The 17,426-nt window shown below is 74.4% G+C and carries 13 protein-coding genes; 6 read left to right on the forward strand and 7 right to left on the reverse strand.

The genetic code is table 11. From position 1 onward, the window contains the following. Positions 1-129: 129 nt before the first annotated feature. Positions 130-399: a mycoredoxin gene (locus tag M1R94_RS02430; RefSeq protein ID WP_249380281.1), complete on the forward strand. Its 270-nt coding sequence runs from the start codon at positions 130-132 to the stop codon at positions 397-399. 76 nt (positions 400-475) lie between these two features. On the opposite strand, the gene nudC is transcribed toward M1R94_RS02430, so the two are convergent. Continuing rightward, positions 476-1,432: an NAD(+) diphosphatase gene (gene nudC / locus M1R94_RS02435; protein ID WP_249380077.1), complete on the reverse strand. Its 957-nt coding sequence runs from the start codon at positions 1,430-1,432 to the stop codon at positions 476-478. Between the two features lie 147 nt (positions 1,433-1,579). On the opposite strand from nudC, the gene M1R94_RS02440 reads away from it, so the two are divergent. After that, entirely contained in the window at positions 1,580-2,776 is a 1,197-nt protein-coding gene (locus M1R94_RS02440; RefSeq protein WP_249380078.1) for a phosphotransferase, read from the forward strand. A gap of 3 nt (positions 2,777-2,779) precedes the next feature. Here the strand turns inward: M1R94_RS02440 and M1R94_RS02445 are convergent, their stop codons facing one another. The 3 genes from M1R94_RS02445 to M1R94_RS02455 are packed head-to-tail and all read right to left on the reverse strand — an operon-like array spanning position 2,780 to position 10,383. Then, positions 2,780-6,139: an ATP-dependent DNA helicase gene (locus tag M1R94_RS02445; protein WP_249380079.1), complete on the reverse strand. Its 3,360-nt coding sequence runs from the start codon at positions 6,137-6,139 to the stop codon at positions 2,780-2,782. Next, the gene (locus M1R94_RS02450) at positions 6,136-9,354 is read right to left on the reverse strand and encodes an ATP-dependent helicase (RefSeq protein WP_249380080.1); all 3,219 of its coding nucleotides are present in this window, start codon (positions 9,352-9,354) and stop codon (positions 6,136-6,138) included. Before M1R94_RS02450 ends, M1R94_RS02445 begins: the two co-directional genes overlap by 4 nt. Positions 9,355-9,399: 45 nt before the next feature. Then, on the reverse strand, positions 9,400-10,383 hold the full coding sequence (locus M1R94_RS02455; protein ID WP_249380081.1) for a DUF3152 domain-containing protein: 984 nt from the start codon (positions 10,381-10,383) through the stop codon (positions 9,400-9,402). 102 nt (positions 10,384-10,485) lie between these two features. On the opposite strand from M1R94_RS02455, the gene M1R94_RS02460 reads away from it, so the two are divergent. Continuing rightward, complete coding sequence (locus tag M1R94_RS02460) at positions 10,486-11,172, forward strand: TetR/AcrR family transcriptional regulator (protein WP_249380082.1); 687 nt, start codon at positions 10,486-10,488, stop codon at positions 11,170-11,172. A gap of 81 nt (positions 11,173-11,253) precedes the next feature. Further along, complete coding sequence (locus M1R94_RS02465) at positions 11,254-11,484, forward strand: DUF3107 domain-containing protein (protein ID WP_283252802.1); 231 nt, start codon at positions 11,254-11,256, stop codon at positions 11,482-11,484. A gap of 72 nt (positions 11,485-11,556) precedes the next feature. Here M1R94_RS02465 and M1R94_RS02470 read toward each other — a convergent pair whose 3' ends face one another. Continuing rightward, a complete protein-coding gene (locus M1R94_RS02470; RefSeq protein ID WP_249380084.1) occupies positions 11,557-12,255 on the reverse strand; it encodes a ferritin-like fold-containing protein in 699 nt (232 codons plus the stop codon). A 275-nt stretch (positions 12,256-12,530) separates the two neighbouring features. On the opposite strand from M1R94_RS02470, the gene M1R94_RS02475 reads away from it, so the two are divergent. Further along, complete coding sequence (locus M1R94_RS02475; RefSeq protein ID WP_249380085.1) at positions 12,531-14,219, forward strand: DEAD/DEAH box helicase; 1,689 nt, start codon at positions 12,531-12,533, stop codon at positions 14,217-14,219. A 137-nt stretch (positions 14,220-14,356) separates the two neighbouring features. On the opposite strand, the gene M1R94_RS02480 is transcribed toward M1R94_RS02475, so the two are convergent. Together M1R94_RS02480 and M1R94_RS02485 are read right to left on the reverse strand one after the other, a co-directional pair. Continuing rightward, positions 14,357-14,989: a MarC family protein gene (locus M1R94_RS02480; protein ID WP_249380086.1), complete on the reverse strand. Its 633-nt coding sequence runs from the start codon at positions 14,987-14,989 to the stop codon at positions 14,357-14,359. Next, complete coding sequence (locus M1R94_RS02485; RefSeq protein WP_249380087.1) at positions 14,986-15,828, reverse strand: PHP domain-containing protein; 843 nt, start codon at positions 15,826-15,828, stop codon at positions 14,986-14,988. The genes M1R94_RS02480 and M1R94_RS02485 overlap by 4 nt, the downstream gene beginning before the upstream one ends. 62 nt (positions 15,829-15,890) lie before the next feature. Between M1R94_RS02485 and M1R94_RS02490 the strand changes: the two genes are divergently transcribed. Continuing rightward, entirely contained in the window at positions 15,891-17,417 is a 1,527-nt protein-coding gene (locus M1R94_RS02490; protein ID WP_249380088.1) for an aminopeptidase P family protein, read from the forward strand. Positions 17,418-17,426: the final 9 nt, after the last annotated feature.

The raw sequence follows: 17,426 nt of genomic DNA on the forward strand, positions 1-17,426 counted from the left end.
GTGTGGCAGCCGCCACCGACGGTGGCAGGCCCGGCCCGTGCGGGCTGTGGGCGACGTCACCGTCACGGGAAGGGATCGAGCCCGGTGGGTGTTGGAGCCCTCGACAACCGCACCGACCCGAGGGACCTGATGAGCGACGCGACGACCACCCTGCCCCCCGCCGGAACCGTGACCATGTACTCGACCACGTGGTGCGGCTACTGCTCCCGCCTGAAGTCCCAGATGCGGTCAGCCGGGGTGGCGTTCGCCGAGATCAACATCGAGCAGGATCCCGCCGCCGCGGCGTACGTCGAGCACGTCAACGGTGGCAACCAGACCGTCCCGACGCTGGTCTTCCCGGACGGGTCGGCCGCGACCAACCCCTCCCTCGCGGAGGTCACCCGGCGCCTCGGCGGCTGAGTGCCGTGCGGGGCCGAGCGAGGTGGGCGGCGGAGCGAGGTGGGCGGCGGAGCGAGGTGGGCGCCGGGGCTCGGGCTCAGGGACCCCCGAGCTCTCCGCCGAACCACTCCTCGATCAGCGCCCGTGCGACCGAGGTCCGCATCGGCAGCAGCACCGCAGCGCGTGAGACCTCCTCGGCGAGCTCCGCGCGGGTGAACCACCGCGCCTCGGTCACCTCGACGCCGTCGACCGTCAGGTCGGTGGTCAGGGCCCGCGCGGTGAAGGCCAGCATGAGCGATGCCGGGAAGGGCCACGGCTGGCTGCCCTTGTAGGTGACGTCGCCGACGGACACACCGACCTCCTCGGCGACCTCTCGACGCACCGCTGCCTCGATCGACTCTCCCGGTTCGACGTAGCCCGCGAGCGTCGAGAACCGGTGCTCGGGCCAGTGGGCGGCGTGCCCCAGCAGCAGACGGTCGTCGGCGTCGAGGACCGCCATGATCACGGCCGGGTCGGTCCGTGGGTAGTGGTCCGACCCGTCGACGGCGCAGCGCCGTGTCCATCCACCGGTCGCCGGCTCGGTCATCGAGCCGCAGCGCGGGCACCGGGGGTGCCGCGAGTGCCACGCCGCGAGCCCCACGGCGGTCGTGGCGAGCCCCGCGTCGCGCGCGTCGAGCCGCGAGCCCACCTCGCGCAACGAGGACCAGGTGGCGCCCGCCACGAGGTCGGTGAGCGCACCGGGGGCCACCACACCCTCGATGTCCACCGACTCGGTGGGCAGGTCGGGCAGGTCCGCGGCGAGGTACACCACGCCGTCCGGGCCGACACCGAGGAAGACCCACAGCGCGTCGTCCACCGGCACCGTCGGTGGACGACGCAGGTCGAGCCGGACCTGCCCGTCCTCGGTCTGCCGGGTGGCCAGGCGCCCCTCGTGCAGCAGGACCACGCGCGTCGCCGTCGCCGCACGTGCGTCGTCGATCACCGTGACACCGGTCCGCAGGTGTGCCGCACGGTCGACCTCGGAGCGGGAGAGTGGCAGGCGGGTCCAGTCCATGTGCTCACGCTACGGGGCGTGGAGCGGACGACCGCACCGGTGTCCGTCGCCGTCCGGGTCACCGATCCCGCCCCTCACGCATCAGGAAACCCGGACACGCCCGCGCACAGGTGTGCCGAGGCCGCACCGGGCGCCTACCGTGGCACCGTGCCCCGATCACCGCTCGCCCTGGCCGCACTGGCGACGGTCGCCGTCCCCGGACTGGACGCCTTCGACGTGCGTCGACCGGCCCACCCCGGTGCAGGGGTGGACACGGCCGTGGTCATCGACGCCTCGGGTGGGCGCTGGGTGGTCAGGGCACCCACGACCGCCGCCGCCGGTGCCGCGCTCGAGGCCGAGGTCGCGCTCCTCGAGGCACTGGCCGTGCAGGTCGACGCCGACCGGTTGCCCTTCGACGTACCCCGCCCCGTGGGTTTCGCGCAGCTGCCCGAGGGGGGTCGCGCCGTGGTCCACCCGCAGCTGGCCGGACGCCCGCTGCGCCTGGACGCGCTGGGTCCCGGGCCCGGGCTCGCCGCCGAGCTGGGACGCGCGATCGCCGCCCTCCACGAGCTGCCCACCTCGACCGTCGAGGACGCAGGCCTGCCCGTCTACGACGCCGAGTCCTACCGCCGACGCCGGCTCAGCGAGGTCGACGAGGCGGCCCGCACCGGCAGGGTCCCCGCCGCGCTGCTGCGTCGTTGGGAGTCCGCCCTCGAGGACGTCGCGCTCTGGCGGTTCCATCCCACCGTCGTCCATGGCGACCTCTCGGCCGACCACGTCCTGTGCTGGTCGGGACGGCCCACCGGGATCCTCGGCTGGGCCGAGGCGAAGGTGGCCGACCCGGCGGACGATCTCGCGTGGCTCCTGGTGGCCGCCCCGCACGAGGCCGTCGACCCGATCCTCGAGGCCTACAGCCTGCGGCGGACCGAGCTCACCGACCGGCACCTGGTCGACCGTGCTCTGCTCGCCGGCGAGCTGGCCCTGGCCCGATGGCTCCTGTTCGGCGTGCGCAACCAGGACCAGACGGTCATCGACGACGCCGTCGAGATGCTGGTGGACCTCGACGCGCGTCTGGCCGAGGAGCTCGCTGCCGCCGAGCTGCTGGCCGAGGAGGAGGCCGCCGCTGACCTGGAGGAGCACGGGTCACCCTCCGGCTCGGACACGTTCGGCACCGACCCGGGCGAACCCGACACTTCCTCCGACCCGGGAGGTCCCCGGTCGCCCACGGACGCAGGAGAGCCGGGCGACCGGGTGGAACCGGCGGATCAGGTGGAGCCGACGGACCAGGTGGACCCGGGTGACCCGACGGACCAGGCCGGGTCCGTCGACCGCGGCGAGGGTCTCGAGCCGCCGCTCACCCGATAGACCTCAGCCCGCCCGCGGGGTCGGCGTCCCTGCGATGAGGGCCTCGAGCTCGTGCGCGTCGAGCAGCACGTCGGGTCGGATCGTCTCCCCTGTCGCCGCGTAGAAGAAGGCTGCCCGCACCGTCTCGAGCGGGACCCCCTTCCACCGGGACCAGGCGAGCCGGTACACGGCCAGCTGGACCTCCCGGGCCCGGACCTGTGCGGGCTCCCGCGGGGGGCGCCCGCTCTTCCAGTCGACCACCACGACCCCGCCGTCGGACTCGCCGAAGACCGCGTCGATCCTGGAGCGCACCATGACCTCGGCCAGGGGGGTCTCGATGTCGACCTCGATGGCCAGAGGTGTCCGACCCGCCCACGGTGAGGCGAGGAACGCCTGCTGGAGGGCGGTGAGGTCCAGCCCGTCCTCGACGGACTCGTCGTCGGCCCCGGGGAGCTCGTCGACGTCGACCAGCGCCGCCGAGCCGTAGTACGACTCGACCCAGGCGTGGAAGGCCGTCCCTCGCCGGGCGTGCACGGACGGTGCGAGCGGGACGGGTCGACGCAGCTGCCGTGCGAACGTGTCGGCGTCGCCGGCGAGCCGCACCACCGAGGACGTGGACAGGTGGGCCGGCAGGGCGACCGACGAACGTTCGGTACGTCCGCGCCGCCGTTCGTCGAGCAGCAGCTCGGCCACCAGCTCGAGGTCCGACCTGGTCCCGCCCTCGGCCCGTCGTCCCCGGCGCAGATCCTCCTGGGCTGCGCGCACCGCGACCGCCGCCTGCTCGACACGGACCTGCCGGTCGGGCGCGAAGGCGTCCGTCGGCGGCCAGAGCGGGGGGTCCGTCGCGACGGGCTCGGGCCTGACGGGAGTGACCGGGCGACCGTCCTCGTCGGGGGCCGCAGGGTCCGGCACCCACGACCGCTCGTCGACCCCCACGACGCCGGAGTCGACCAGCTCGACCAGGAACCGTGACGGAGGTGTGGGCCGCTTCCCCTCCCGCCACCACGAGCCGCTGAGCAGCAGCGCGCTGCGGGCGCGTGTGAGGGCGACGTAGGCGAGTCGCCGCTCCTCGAACAGGTGGTGGGCCGCGTGCTCGTCCTTGAACGCGTCACAACGCCGGGCCAGGTCGGTGATGTCGCTCGCCGCCGACAGGTCGATGTCGGGCAGGCTGTCACGGTCGCCGCGCAGCGAGGTCGGCAGTGACCCGTGCTCCTTGATCCACCCCGAGGTCCGTGGCGTCGTCGGGAAGCTGCCCTCGACCATTCCCGGCACCGCGACGACGTCCCACTCGAGGCCCTTCGAGGCGTGCACCGTGAGGAGCTGCACCGCGTCCGGGTCCATCTCCCCCACCGGCGCCTCGAGGCCCCTCTCCTCACGCTGGGCCGTGTCGAGCCAGGCCAGGAAGGCACCGAGGGTGCTCGCGTCGCTCGAGTCGCTGAACGCGGCGGCGACCGAACGGAAGGCGTCAAGGTTGGCCCGCGCCGTCGCCGGGGCGACCCCGGGGCGCACGGCGACCTCGATGTCGAGCCCGAGCAGGCGCTCAGCCTCCGTGACGAGGTCGACCACGGGCAGGAAGGTCTGGCTGCGCAGTGCGCTCAGCAGTGCCGAGAGGTCCTCCAGGCGCGCACGCCCGGTCTCGCTCAGGCTGCGTCCCCGGTGGCTCTGCCACCCCGGGCGCGGCAGAGCATCGAGGGCGTCGACGATGCTGCGCTCGTCGACGACGTCGGTCTCCTGCACCCCGGCACCATCGGGTGCGCTGCCGGGCGTGCCGGCGCGCGCCGAACGGTTCGCCCGCGGTCCCGGGCCACCGAGCTCGGCCGACCAGTCGGCCAACGCGTGCAGGTCGGACAACCCCAGCCGCGCGCGCGGTCCGGTCAGCAGCCGCATCAGCGAGTCCCCCCGCGACGGGTCGTGCGCCGCCTCGAGGGCCGCGACCAGGTCCACCACCTCCGGTGTCGACAGCAGGCCACCGAGCCCGACGACCTCGACCGGCAGCCCGGCTGCCAGCAGTGCCGCCTGCATCACCGGGAACTGGGACCGCTTGCGGCACAGGACCGCGGCACGGACGGTCCCGCCAGGCGTCGCCGGCCCCTGGTCGGGGTGCCGCGCACCCTCCCAGTGGCTGCGCACGAACTCGGCGACCGCGCGCGCCTCGTCCTCGTGCGTCTCGAGGTAGCACGCCGCCACCGCACCCTCCCCGGCACCGGGGCGCGGGGCGAGCAGCGGCAGGTCCAGGCCGTGCGGTCCGCTGCCCGCCTCCTGGCGCAGCGGTGCAGCCACCTGGTTCGCGGCGTCCAGGACCGCCCGGTCGTTGCGCCACGAGGTCGGCAGGACCAGCCGGCGCGCAGGGACGAGGCCTCCCTGCGGAGTGCGCGACGGGAACTGGACGGGGAAGCGTGCCAGCCCGCCGGCGCTGGCCCCGCGCCACCCGTAGATCGACTGGTGCGGGTCACCGACGGCGGTCACCGGGTGCCCGGCCCCGGCCGGGTCACCCGCCCCGAACAGGTGACGCAGGAGCTCGAGCTGGGCCACCGAGGTGTCCTGGTACTCGTCGAGGAGGACCACCCCGAAGCGGGCCCGCTCGATCGCCCCCACCTCGGGCACCTCGCGGGCCAGCCGAGCCGCCAGGGCCACCTGGTCGGCGAAGTCGATCATGTCGGCCTGCCGCTTGCGCTCGACGAACTCCACGACCAGGTCCACCAGACGCGCACGCAGACCCAGTGAGGCCTGGACCGCCTGGACCGTGGCGAGAGGCCCCTTGAGCACACCCTCGCCGGGCAGCCGGGTGATCACCTCGACGAGCCGCTCGGCCTCGGAGCGCAGCTGCTCGGGATCGACCAGGTGCTCGGCCAGGCTCCCGGCCAGGTCCAGCACGGCCTGGGTGACGGTCGCCGGCGCCAGGTCCACGTCGAGGTCCTCGGACCACTGCTCGACCACACCGTGCGCGACCTGCCAACGACCCGCCTCACCGAGCAGCTGCGAGGACGGCTCGAGTCCCAGCCGCAGCGCGTGGTCGCCGACCAGACCCGCGGCGTAGGAGTTGTACGTCGAGATGGTGGGGGCGACCAGGGACGAACGCCGGCCGCGGTCGTCACCGAGAGCGACCCGCAGACCCCGCAGGCGATGCCGCACCCTCTCGGACAGCTCCCCCGCTGCCTTGCGGGTGAAGGTCAGCCCGAGCACCCGTTCGGGGGCGACCAGCCCGTTGGCGATCAGGTGGACCACGCGGGCGGCCATCGTCTCGGTCTTTCCCGAGCCCGCGCCCGCGACCACCAGCACAGGCTCGAGCGGCCCCTCGATCACCGCGGTCTGCTCGGGGGTCGGCGGGTGGATCCCGAGCATCCCGGCGATGCGTTCGGCGCTGTACGCGGGTCCCTGGCTCATCCGACGACCCCGCGGCCCTCGGGCTGGACCGGGCACGAGCGGGTGACCGGGCAGACCCGGCACAGGTCGTTCCTCGTCGCGGCCACGGCCGAACGACTCACCGTGTCCGCGACGTGCTCGAGGAGGTCGGCGGCCCAGCCGGGGTCCGGGTCCTGACGCAGGGCGTCCTGCTGCCTCTCGGAGTACGACCTGTTCGTGGTGCCGACGTACACCAGGCCCGCGCCGCCGCAGGCCGCACCGGGGAACCGGTCCTCGAAGGCACCCGCCTCGACCGCCGCCTGGTAGGCGCCCAGCTGGGCGTGCCGGGCGGCGTCGTCCTTGGAGACCGCCGACCGTCCTGTCTTGAGGTCGACCACCCGAAGCAGCGGTCGACCCTCGGGGGTGTCACCGACCCGTTCGAGGCGGTCGACCGAACCTCGCAGCACGACCCTGCCGATCTGCACGCTGAAGGGCTCCTCGACCGCGACGGGCTCCCCCTGCGCCTTGAGGTAGGCCGCCAGGTGCCGGACCATCGCCCGGGCCCGGCGCCGCTGCACCGCACCGACCCAGCCGTCGGAGAGCCCGAGCTCGCTCCAGCGCTGGTCCAGCAGAGCGGCGAGCTCGTCCTCGGTCCCCCCCGGGAGCGCGGCGGCGATCTCGTGGACGAGAGTCCCCAGGGTCTGCTCACCGGAGTCCGCCGCGGTGCCGCCTGCGGCCTCCAGCGCCCATCGCAGCGCGCACGTCGAGGCCGCCTCGAGACGAGAGGGGGACAGCGGCACGGGCCGCTCCTGGGGCCAGAGCGGCGCCGTGGTGGACAGTGCGACCGCCCCGTACCACTGCGTGGGATCGGCACCCGGGACACCCTCGGCCGCCAGCCGGGCCAGCAGGTGTGCCGCGGGCCGGCCGGGCACGGCGTCCTGCTCGAGCTCCGACCGGCACTGCGCGACCACGGCGCGCAGGTCGAGCGCCGGGGGGACGCTGGTGAGTCGAGGGTCGACCGCCGCGCCCTCGGGGCCGGGGTCGATGAGGTCCAGCAGGGCCGAGGGCTGCCGGTCGGTGTCCTTGACCGCGGTGACCAGCAGAGCACGACGGGACCGCGACACGGCCACGGCGAACGCCCGCAGCTCGTCGTCGAGGACCGCCGCCCGGGCCTCGGCCGCCTCCACGACCCGTGCACCGCTCGCCGCGTCGGTACCGGCACCTGCGTCGGTCGCCACGCGCCCGGCCATGACGTCGACCAGGTGCTGCGCGCCGAGCATCGAGTCACGCAGGCGCAGGTCGGGCCACGTCCCCTCCTGGACCCCCGCGACCACCACGAGGTCCCACTCACCGCCCGCGGCACCGGCGGCCGTCAGCACCGCGACCGACTCGGTGCTCTCCCCGTGCGCCGCGAGCGAGTCAGCAGGCAGGTCCTGGGACTGGAGGTGCTCGAGGAAGGCCCGCACCGGTGCCTGCGGCAACCGGTCCACGAACTGCTCGGCCGCCTTGAACAGGGCCAGCACGGCGTCCAGGTCGCGATCGGCCCGGGCGCCGGCCGGACCGCCGGCAAGGGCGCTGCGCCGCCACGGCTCGGCGAGACCGGCGTGCGACCAGAGCACCCACAACACGTCCAGGGCGGTCGCACCCGGTCGCCCGAGGGCGTCGCGACCTGCGGCCAGCAGCCCTGCGAGACGGACCACCGGTCGGCGCACCGACGCGGGCAACGACGCCGCGCGGGCAGGGTCGTCGAGGACCTCGACCAGCAGCGGGTCGCTCGAACGTCCACCTCCGCCGGCGAGCTCCTCGGCTCGCAACGCCCGGCGCAGCCGACGCACGCCGACCGCGTCCAGCCCGCCGAGAGGCGACGCGAGCAGCAGCCCGGCTGCCTCCGCGGAGAGGTCGGCGGGGTGCAGCGCGCACTCGAGCGCGAGCAGCAGGGGCCGGACCGCAGGCTCGGCACGCAGCGGCACGTCGCTGCCGACCACCGCCACGGGGACCTGGGCGGCCAGCAGAGCCCGGCGCAGCTCGGTGACCTGACTGCCCGAACGAACCACCACGGCCATCCGGCTCCACGGCATGCCCTCGTGCAGACGGGCCTCGCGCAGGGTGTAGGCGACGTAGGCAGCCTCCTGCGCCGGAGATCGCAGGATCGCCACCCGCGCCGGCGCGCCACCGTGGTCGGCGGCCGCTGCCGTGGCCGCACGGTGACGTCGCCCCGCGCCGGTCCGGATCTCCTCGGTCACCGACCGCACCGCGCGGTGCAGGATCGGCCCGTGCCGCCACACCGTGCCGAGCACCACCTCGTGGGCGCCCAGTGCGGCCGGGTCGGCCGCACCGGGCGTCGCGGTCGCCCTGGCGACCAGGGCCGGCGTCGCGCCACGGAAGGTCTGCACGGCGGCGTCGGGATCCCCCAGCAGCACGAGCTGCGCGCCGTCGTCGGCGAGCACGTGCAGCAGGCGGGCGGTGGCCGCCGTCGCCTCCTGGTAGTCGTCCACGACCACCAGGCCCCACCGGGGGCGAGGCGCGCCGGGGACCGTCGCCTCCCAGCTGCGCAGCGCCTCCACGGCCTCGTCGACCACGGCGGCCGGGTCGTACCGCTCTCCGGCGTCAGGGGTGGCCTGACGCAGCTGCGTGACGTCCAGGTACTCCTCGTAGACGGCCGCGGCCGCCACCCACTCCGGCCGGCCGTGCCGTCGGCCCAGCCCGGCGAGGTCGACGGGCCGGAGCCCTCGTTCCGCGGCCCGCATCAGCAGGTCACGCAGCTCGTCCCGGAAGGCCCGCAGCCCCAGGGCGGCGGGCGGGACCCGCTCGGGCCAGCCCACCGGTGCGCCCTCTCCCTCGGCGTGGCCGGCGAGCAGGTCGGCGAGCACCAGGTCCTGCTCGGGGCCGCTGATCAGGGTCGGCGGCGGCTCTCCCAGCAGAGCCGCACGGGACCGGAGCACCGAGAAGGCCGCCGAGGCCGGCGTCCGGACGATCGCCTGCCCTGCCGTCCGCCGCATGGCTCCGGACAGGTCGTCGCGCAGTCGTGCGGCCGCCCGCCGGGTCGGGGCCAGCAGCAGGACCTGCCCGGGCTCGACCTCTTCCCGTCCGACACGGTCGACGACGCAGGCCAGTGCCGTGGTGGTCTTGCCGGTGCCGGCGGTACCTCGCACCAGCAGGGCCGACCCACGGTGCGCCAGGACCCGACGCTGGTCGGCGTCCGGGGTCGGCAGCCCACCCCGGGCGAGCGGGGGCGACAGGGTCAGCGGCGGGGGCACGCACCGATCCCACCACAGCGGCCCGACACGCCCGACCACGCCAGGTCAGGCGTCGGGGAACGGCCAGCCGTTGGGGGTGCACGGAGCGACCGAGATCGACTGCTGCTGCATCAGCGGGGCCGGCAGACCCTCGCCGGGGCACTCCACGTGCCCGTGCCCGAGCAGGTGCCCGACCTCATGGTTGACCAGGTACTGGCGGTAGACGGTGAGGTCGTCGAACTCGGAGGCGCCCTCGACCCAGCGCCAGTGGTTCAGCGCGGCGTGGCCGTTGCGCCCGCACGAGTACAGCGACTCGGTGCGCAGCGGGGCGCACAGCTCGTCGACCTTCTGGGGCGAGGCGAGCACCACCCGGTGGTCGGCCGGGCCGTCGGTCCGGGCGAAGGTCACCGAGCCGTCGGCGCCCCAGCCGCGCGGGTCGTTGAGGATCTCCATCACGGTCGCCGCGAACAGGGCGTGGTCGACCGCGAGCCCGGCCTCCACCTCGACCCGCACGGTCTGCACGGGTCGGTCGTCGAGCGGTGCGGGTGTCTGGCCGGCGACCACCTGGAGCTCACCGCCCGCTGCGGCGGGCGTCTCGCGCGAGAGCAGGCCAGCGGCCCGGTCGGCGGCGGTCAGGCCGTTCTCGTCGACCGCGTCCGGGTCCGGCGGTGGCGATGGCTGGGGGGTGGGGGTGACGGCCGGCGGGACGGTGAGGGTGAGCATCGGCAGGTCACCCTCGCGGTAGGACGGGCCGCGGTTGCCGACCTCGTCCGCGGCGGGGCCCACCGGTCCGGTCTGCGCCTGCTCCGAGGACGTCCGTCCCGTGCCGCGGGAGGGCTCCTGCGCGCTGCTGCGCACCGCGGCCAGACCGTCGGCGAGCTCGAGCACGCCGACCCCGTTCAGCGCCGCGCCGACCCCTGCACCGCCGGTGAGCGCCAGGACCGAGGCCAGGACCAGCGCCGAGGCGCCGAACACGCCGTCCCCCCGGCGACGCCCGTGCTGGGGCGCACGACGGCGACCCGCCGTGCGCGCACCTCGGTGATCGACCACCGCTCCATGGTGGCACCTCGGGGCAAGCCGGGCACGACCGTGGGGGCGCCCGGTGTGCAGGTGCACCGACCACGCCGACCGTCGCCTGGCTAGCATCAGCACGTGACCCCCGAGAGCAGCAGCCGCCCACGGGCGGCACGGATGCCGCGCGACGAGCGACGCGCGCAGGTGCTCACGGTCGCCCAGGAGCTCTTCGCCCACGAGGGCTTCCACCACGTCTCGATGGATGACATCGCCGACCGGGCAGAGGTCAGCAAGCCGGTGCTGTACCGGCACTTCCCGTCCAAGCTCGACCTCTACCTCGCCGTCGTCGACCACCGGGGCCTGGCCCTCGTGGCGGCCGTCGACGCCGCGCTGGCGGCCGTTCCCGTCCCGGGGACGCAGCCCCCGACCGACACCGCGCCGAGCGGGCGCGAGGTGGTCAGGGCCATCGTCCGGGCCTACGTCGAGTTCGTCGAGGAGGCCGGCGAGTCGTTCTCGTTGCTCTTCGAGTCCGACGTGACGCGGGACGCCGACGTCCGGGCACGCATCGAGCTCGCCTCGGCCGACGCCGCCCGTGCGATCTGCCGCGGGCTGCACGAGCTCGCCGGGCTGCCGCCCGCTCACGCCGAGCTCCTGAGCGCCGCCCTGGTCGGGATGGCCCGGGTCAGCGCCACCGCCCGCTACCGCTCGAGCGAGCCCGTACCGGTCGACGACACCGTCGAGCTGGTCAGCCGGCTCGCCTGGCGGGGAGTGGCCGGACTGGTCCGCGACCGGCCGGAGAGCACCGAGGACGGCACCCCCGCCTGATCGCCCTGAGCGGACGCGGACGCCGACCGTCCCCATGCCTGCCTAGGATGGGCGCGGAACTGACCAGACGGTGTGGAGGCGATGGACGTGGAGATCACGATCGGTGTGCAGCACGTGGCACGGGAGCTGGTGCTGGAGATCGACCAGACCTCCGAGGAGATCGCCGCGGCGGTCGCCAAGGCCCTCGACGGAGGCGCGACCCTGACCCTGACCGACACGCGCGGGCGTCGTGTCATCGTCCCGGCCGGGACGCTCGGCTACGTGGAGATCGGTGGCGACGAGACGCGCAAGGTCGGGTTCCACAACATCTGACGGAAGGGCCCCTCGGCCGAACGGGCGGTCAGGCCGAGCCGGTCCATCCGTCGGGTGTGCCGAGCCGGTCCATCAGGCGGTCAGGCCGAGCCGGTCCATCCGCCGGGTGTGCTCGGCGGTGAGCGTCGCGAAGAGTCGGCTCTGCGCCTCGGCGCCGTCCGCGCTCGGGATCGCCGCGCCCAGCAGGTCGCGCATCTCGGCGTGGTCGGCGAGCAGCCGCTGCACGACCCCGAGGGCCTCCCCCACGAGTCGGCGACCCCAGAGCGCGAGCCGCGAGGCGAGCGCCGGGTCCTGCTCGCCGGCGGCAGCGAGCGAGTCGACCACCAGCTGGGCGTGACCGTCGTCGGTCAGCACCTCCAGGACGATCTCGCGGGTGACCGGGTCCAGCGCACCAGCGGCGATCCGGCTGAAGTCGTCGGCGATGCCGTAGCCCACGTAGGCCTTGAGCAGCCGCTCCCACCACGTGCTCGGAACGGTCCGTCCGTCGAAGTCGACCAGGACGCCCGAGAACGGCGCCATCACGGTCTCGAGGTCGCCGCCGAGCTCGCGGACCCGGGCTCCGATCCGCTCGAGCCGGCGCAGCGCCGTCCCGGCCAGACCGCTCAGCTCGAGCCGCTGGCCGAGCACGGGGGCCAGTGCGGCGTCGGCCGCGAGCCGCGAGAACGCTGCGAGCTCGCTCGACGCGGTCATCCCGAGCACGGCGAGGGCACGCCCGACCTCGTCGTGGCTCAGGGGGGGTGCGGAGGTGCTCGACGGCGTCTGTCCGGTCATCCGACCAGGCTAGACCCGGGGCAGCGGGCCTCGGGACGCACCGTCGGCTAGGATCACCTCGTACATCGGTTGACCGGTCGTCCCGACACCCTCGCCCGCAGAGACCCGCGGTCCGTCGTGACCAGCTCACGACGGCCTCGCTCCTCCAGCCCGGGCGGCGCCATTCGCGATCGGCTGCCGGCCCCCGTCCGCGGCGCGGCCCGGTCCCGGTGCGGCGAGCTCCTCGCCCACCAGGAGTCGTGTGGCCCCGCGGCCCTCACCCCACGCGAGGCAGCATGACGACCACCGACCAGACCACCGACACCTCCGGGTTCGCCGACGACGCGAGCACCCACATCAAGGGCGACACCTCGGGCTCGAGCGTCCAGGCGCACAACCCGTCCTTCGCGGACTTCGACGTCCGCCCCGAGATCGTCCAGGCGTTGGCCGACGCCGGGATCATCCAGCCCTTCCCGATCCAGGCGATGACCCTCCCGGTCGCGCTCGCCGGCCACGACATCATCGGCCAGGCCAAGACCGGCACCGGCAAGACCCTGGGCTTCGGCGTCCCGCTGCTGCACCGCATCGTCTCGCCCGGCGAGGAGGGCTACGACGCGCTCCCCGCTCCCGGCAAGCCTCAGGCGCTGGTGATCGTGCCGACCCGCGAGCTGGCCGTCCAGGTGGCCGGTGACCTGTCCACCGCGTCCAGCCGACGCAGCGTGCGGGTCCTGCAGATCTACGGCGGCCGTGCGTACGAGCCGCAGGTCGAGGCCCTGAGCAGCGGTGTCGACGTCGTCGTCGGCACTCCCGGCCGGATGATCGACCTGATGAACCAGGGCTTCCTGGACCTGTCCCGCGCCCGCACCGTGGTGCTCGACGAGGCCGACGAGATGCTCGACCTGGGCTTCCTGCCCGATGTCGAGAAGCTCCTGGCACGGACCCCTGCGTCGCGCCACACGATGCTGTTCTCGGCGACCATGCCCGGTGCGGTCGTCGCGATGGCCCGCCGCTACATGACCCAGCCCACGCACATCCGGGCCTCCGACCCCGATGACGGCGGCGCGACGCTCAAGGCGATCAAGCAGGTCGTCTACCGTGCGCACGCGATGGACAAGGTCGAGGTGCTCGCCCGCATCCTGCAGTCCCGCGGCCGCGGCCTGACCATCGTCTTCGCGCGGACCAAGCGCACCTGCGCCAAGGTCGCCGACGACCTCGCGACCCGCGGGTTCGCCTCGGGCGCCATCCACGGAGACCTCGGCCAGGGAGCCCGCGAGCAGGCGCTCCGCGCGTTCCGGTCCGGCAAGATCGACGTGCTGGTCGCCACCGACGTCGCGGCTCGCGGCATCGACGTCGAGGACGTCACGCACGTCATCAACTACCAGTGCCCCGAGGACGAGAAGACCTACCTGCACCGCACCGGCCGCACCGGCCGCGCGGGCAAGACCGGGACGGCCGTCACCTTCGTCGACTGGGACGACCTGCCGCGCTGGGGGCTGATCGACAAGGCCCTGGACCTGGGCTACCCCGAGCCCGTGGAGACGTACTCGAGCTCGCCGCACCTGTTCACCGAGCTCGACATCCCCGAGGGCACCAAGGGCACGCTGCCCACCGCCGACCGCACCCGTGCGGGCCTCGCCGCCGAGCGCTACGAGGACATCGGTGACACCGGCAAGCGCACCGCCGGCAAGGGCGCGGGCGCGGGTTCCGGGCCGAGCGAGCGCCGCGAGACCGGAGAGCGTGGCGGCCCGGGCGGCCGCAAGGGCCCGGGCACCGACCGCGAGCGCAACGGAGAACGGTCGCGTTCGCGCTCCCGCTCGGGCCAGGGTGAGCGTCCCGAGGCGGTGCGTGAGGGCGCCGGGTCCGCGACGCACGACGGCGCGCCCGCCGCGCCCGGCGCCGAGGCTGCACCGGCAGGCGAGGGCGGCGGACGTCGCCGCTCGCGCAACCGTCGCCGCACCCGCGGCGGGGCACCGACCGAGTCCTGACCGGACCGGGCACCCGCGGCCCACGCACGACGAACCGACGCCCGCCGTCGGGTCCTCCCGAGGATCCGACGGCGGGCGTCGGGCGTCGCGAGGTCGGGTCCGGCCCGGTCGACCGGGGCGACGCCTCGAGGGGTGGGTCAGCCGGCCAGGACGAACTCCCGCACGGCGTCGGCGACGAGCTGGACCGCGATCGCCGCGAGCAGCAGCCCGGCGATGCGGGAGATCAGGATGGTCCCGCTGTCCTTGAGCACCCGGTGGATCACGTTGGCGAACCTCATCGACAGGTAGAGGCAGAGGTGCACCCCCAGGACGCCGAGGGCGATCGAGACCCAGTCGGCGAGGGTGCCGTCCGAGCGCTGCACGAAGACCATGGTCGCGACGATCGCGCCGGGCCCGGCCAGCAGCGGCGTGCCCAGGGGCACCAGGGCGACGTTGACCCCCTTGGTCCCCGAGGGCTGGGGCTCCTCCATCTTCCCGGTGAGCAGGTCCATCGCCACGAGCAGCAGCAGCAGGCCGCCCGAGGCCTGCAGGGCCGGCAGGGAGATGTGCATGTAGCTCAGCAGCTGCTGGCCGAACAGCGCGAACGAGACGATCACGCCGAAGGCGACGAGGATCGCCTGGCGCGCCGCATGGTTGCGCTGCTTGCCGGTCATCGCCCCGGTCAGGCCCAGGAAGATCGGCACCGTCCCGGGCGGGTCCATGATCACGAAGAGCGTGATGAAGACCTCGGCCAGCAGCCGGGCGTCGACCAGGGCCGCCACATCGTTCATCGGCGGACCACCGCGAGCAGCCCCTGGGCCTCGATCACCTCGAGGACCTCGGGCGCGGTGGTGTTCTCGCCCAGGCGGTTGGGCTTTCCCTCGCCGTGGTAGTCGCTCGACCCGGTGATCAGGAGCCCCAGGTCGTGGGCGAGCTCGGTCATGTGCGCGCGCTGCGCGTCGTCGTGGTCACGGTGGTGGACCTCGAGGCCCGCGAGCCCGGCGGCGGCCATCTCCTCGATCACCGAGTCCGGTACCACCCGTCCCCGCACCGACGCGGCCGGGTGGGCCATGACGGGTACCCCACCGGCGGCCCGCACGAGCCTCACGGCCCGGACGGCGTCAGGGGCGTAGTGCGGCACGTAGTACGGCGAGCCGGTCGCGAGCAGGCTGGTGAAGGCGGCCGAGCGGTCTGCGACGTACCCACGGGCGACCAGGGCGTCCGCGAGGTGCGGCCGGCCGATGGTCGTGCCCGGCTCGGACTGCTCCTCGACGTCCGCCCAGGTCAGGGCGAAGTCGACCGACAGGCGCTCGACCATCTCGCGGGCACGCTCGAGACGGGCCTCTCGGGTGCGCTCGCCCTCGGCGAGCAGCCCCGGTGACTCGGGGTCGTGCAGGTAGCTGAGGAGGTGGACACTGACCCCTGCGGCGCGGCACGAGATCTCCGCTCCACGGACCAGGTCGACCCCCAGCTCGAGGCTCGCGACGGCGGCCTCGGCCCAGCCTCGGGTCGTGTCGTGGTCGGTCAGCGCGACGACGTCGAGCCCGGCCAGCGCGGCCTGGGCGACGAGGTGCGCCGGTGCGTCCGTCCCGTCCGAGGCACTCGAGTGGGTGTGGAGGTCGATGCGCACACGCGCAAGGATAGGGCTCGCCGGGTGTGCCGCGTCCGGACCTCAGGTGCGACCATGGGGTCATGTCTGCCGAGCACACCGAAGCCCCTGACGACCAGCCCCTGGAGGACCGCGGAGCCAACCGGTCCCAGCGTCCCTCGTCGGAGGCCTTCCTGTCCTTCATCGCCGGCCAGTGGGCGCAGGCTGCCACCGGGGCTGGTGCGCGGTGCGCACCCGCCCCGGTGGCACCGTACGCCGCGCACCGCCGTGAGCGGCTCTCGGAGCTGTTCCCGGGCGAACGCCTGGTGGTACCCGCCGGGACGCACGTGGTGCGGTCCAACGACACCGACTACCGCTTCCGCCCGCACTCGGCCTTCGCCCACCTGACCGGGCTGGGGACCGACCAGGAACCGGACGCCGTGCTGGTGCTGCACCCGGTCGAGGACCGCCACGAGGCGGTGCTGCACATCCGGCCGATGGCCGGGCGGGACAGCCGCGAGTTCTTCGCCGACGCCCGCTACGGGGAGTTCTGGGTGGGCGCCCGTCCCTCGCTCACCGACCTCGCCGACCTGACCGGGGTGCGCACCGCACCGCTCGAGGAGCTGACCGACGCGCTGGCCAAGGACGTCGGCCCCGGCGGGGTACGGCTGCGCGTGGTCCCTGGTGCGGACGCCTCCGTGAGTGCGACCGTCGACCGCCTCCGCGGCGACGCGGACCTCACCGCGGCGCAGACCGAGGCGGCCGACGCCGAGCTCGCCGAGGCCCTCAGCGAGCTGCGGCTGGTCAAGGACGAGCACGAGATCGAGCAGATGCGGCGGGCCGTGGCCGCGACGGTCACCGGGTTCGCCGAGATCGTGCGCGCACTTCCCCGTGCGACGGCGCACCGGCGGGGTGAGCGCGTCATCGAGGCGACCTTCGACGGGCACGCCCGCGAGGAGGGCAACGCGGTGGGGTACGAGACCATCGCCGCAGCCGGGGAGAACGCGACCACGCTGCACTGGATCCGCAACGACGGCGCGGTGCGCACCGGCGAGCTCGTGCTCGTCGACGCCGGGGTCGAGGTCGAGTCCCTCTACACCGCGGACATCACCCGCACCCTGCCGGTGGACGGCTCGTTCACCGAGGTCCAGCGGCGGGTCTACCAGGCGGTGCTCGACGCCGCCGACGCAGCGTTCTCGGTGGCCCGTCCAGGAGCGAGGTTCCGTGACGTGCACGCTGCCGCCATGGAGGTCATCGCCGACCGGCTCGCGGGCTGGGGCCTGCTGCCCTCGACCGTCGAGGAGTCGCTGTCTCCCGAGGGGCAGTTCCACCGGCGGTGGATGGTCCACGGCACCAGCCACCACCTGGGCCTGGACGTGCACGACTGCGCCCTGGCCCGCCGGGAGATGTACCTGGACGCCGAGCTCGTCCCGGGCATGGTCTTCACGATCGAGCCGGGGCTGTACTTCAAGGCGGACGACCTGGCCGTGCCGCAGGAGTACCGCGGGATCGGGGTGCGGATCGAGGACGACGTCCTGATCACTGCCGACGGGCACGAGAACCTCTCGGCGGCCCTCCCCCGACGGCCCGAGGACGTCGAGGCCTGGATGCGCACCCTCCTGCCGCACTGACCGGGCGGC

Source organism: Actinotalea alkalitolerans (assembly GCF_023369855.1).
Classification (GTDB): domain Bacteria; phylum Actinomycetota; class Actinomycetes; order Actinomycetales; family Cellulomonadaceae; genus Actinotalea.

Coding starts and splice junctions, on each gene's coding strand:
- M1R94_RS02480 (WP_249380086.1), bottom strand. CDS start 14,989: ATGAACGATGTGGCGGCCCTGGTCGACGCCCGGCTGCTGGCCGAGGTC.
- M1R94_RS02430 (WP_249380281.1), top strand. CDS start 130: ATGAGCGACGCGACGACCACCCTGCCCCCCGCCGGAACCGTGACCATG.
- nudC (WP_249380077.1), bottom strand. CDS start 1,432: ATGGACTGGACCCGCCTGCCACTCTCCCGCTCCGAGGTCGACCGTGCG.
- M1R94_RS02475 (WP_249380085.1), top strand. CDS start 12,531: ATGACGACCACCGACCAGACCACCGACACCTCCGGGTTCGCCGACGAC.
- M1R94_RS02490 (WP_249380088.1), top strand. CDS start 15,891: ATGTCTGCCGAGCACACCGAAGCCCCTGACGACCAGCCCCTGGAGGAC.
- M1R94_RS02465 (WP_283252802.1), top strand. CDS start 11,254: ATGGACGTGGAGATCACGATCGGTGTGCAGCACGTGGCACGGGAGCTG.
- M1R94_RS02470 (WP_249380084.1), bottom strand. CDS start 12,255: ATGACCGGACAGACGCCGTCGAGCACCTCCGCACCCCCCCTGAGCCAC.
- M1R94_RS02445 (WP_249380079.1), bottom strand. CDS start 6,139: ATGAGCCAGGGACCCGCGTACAGCGCCGAACGCATCGCCGGGATGCTC.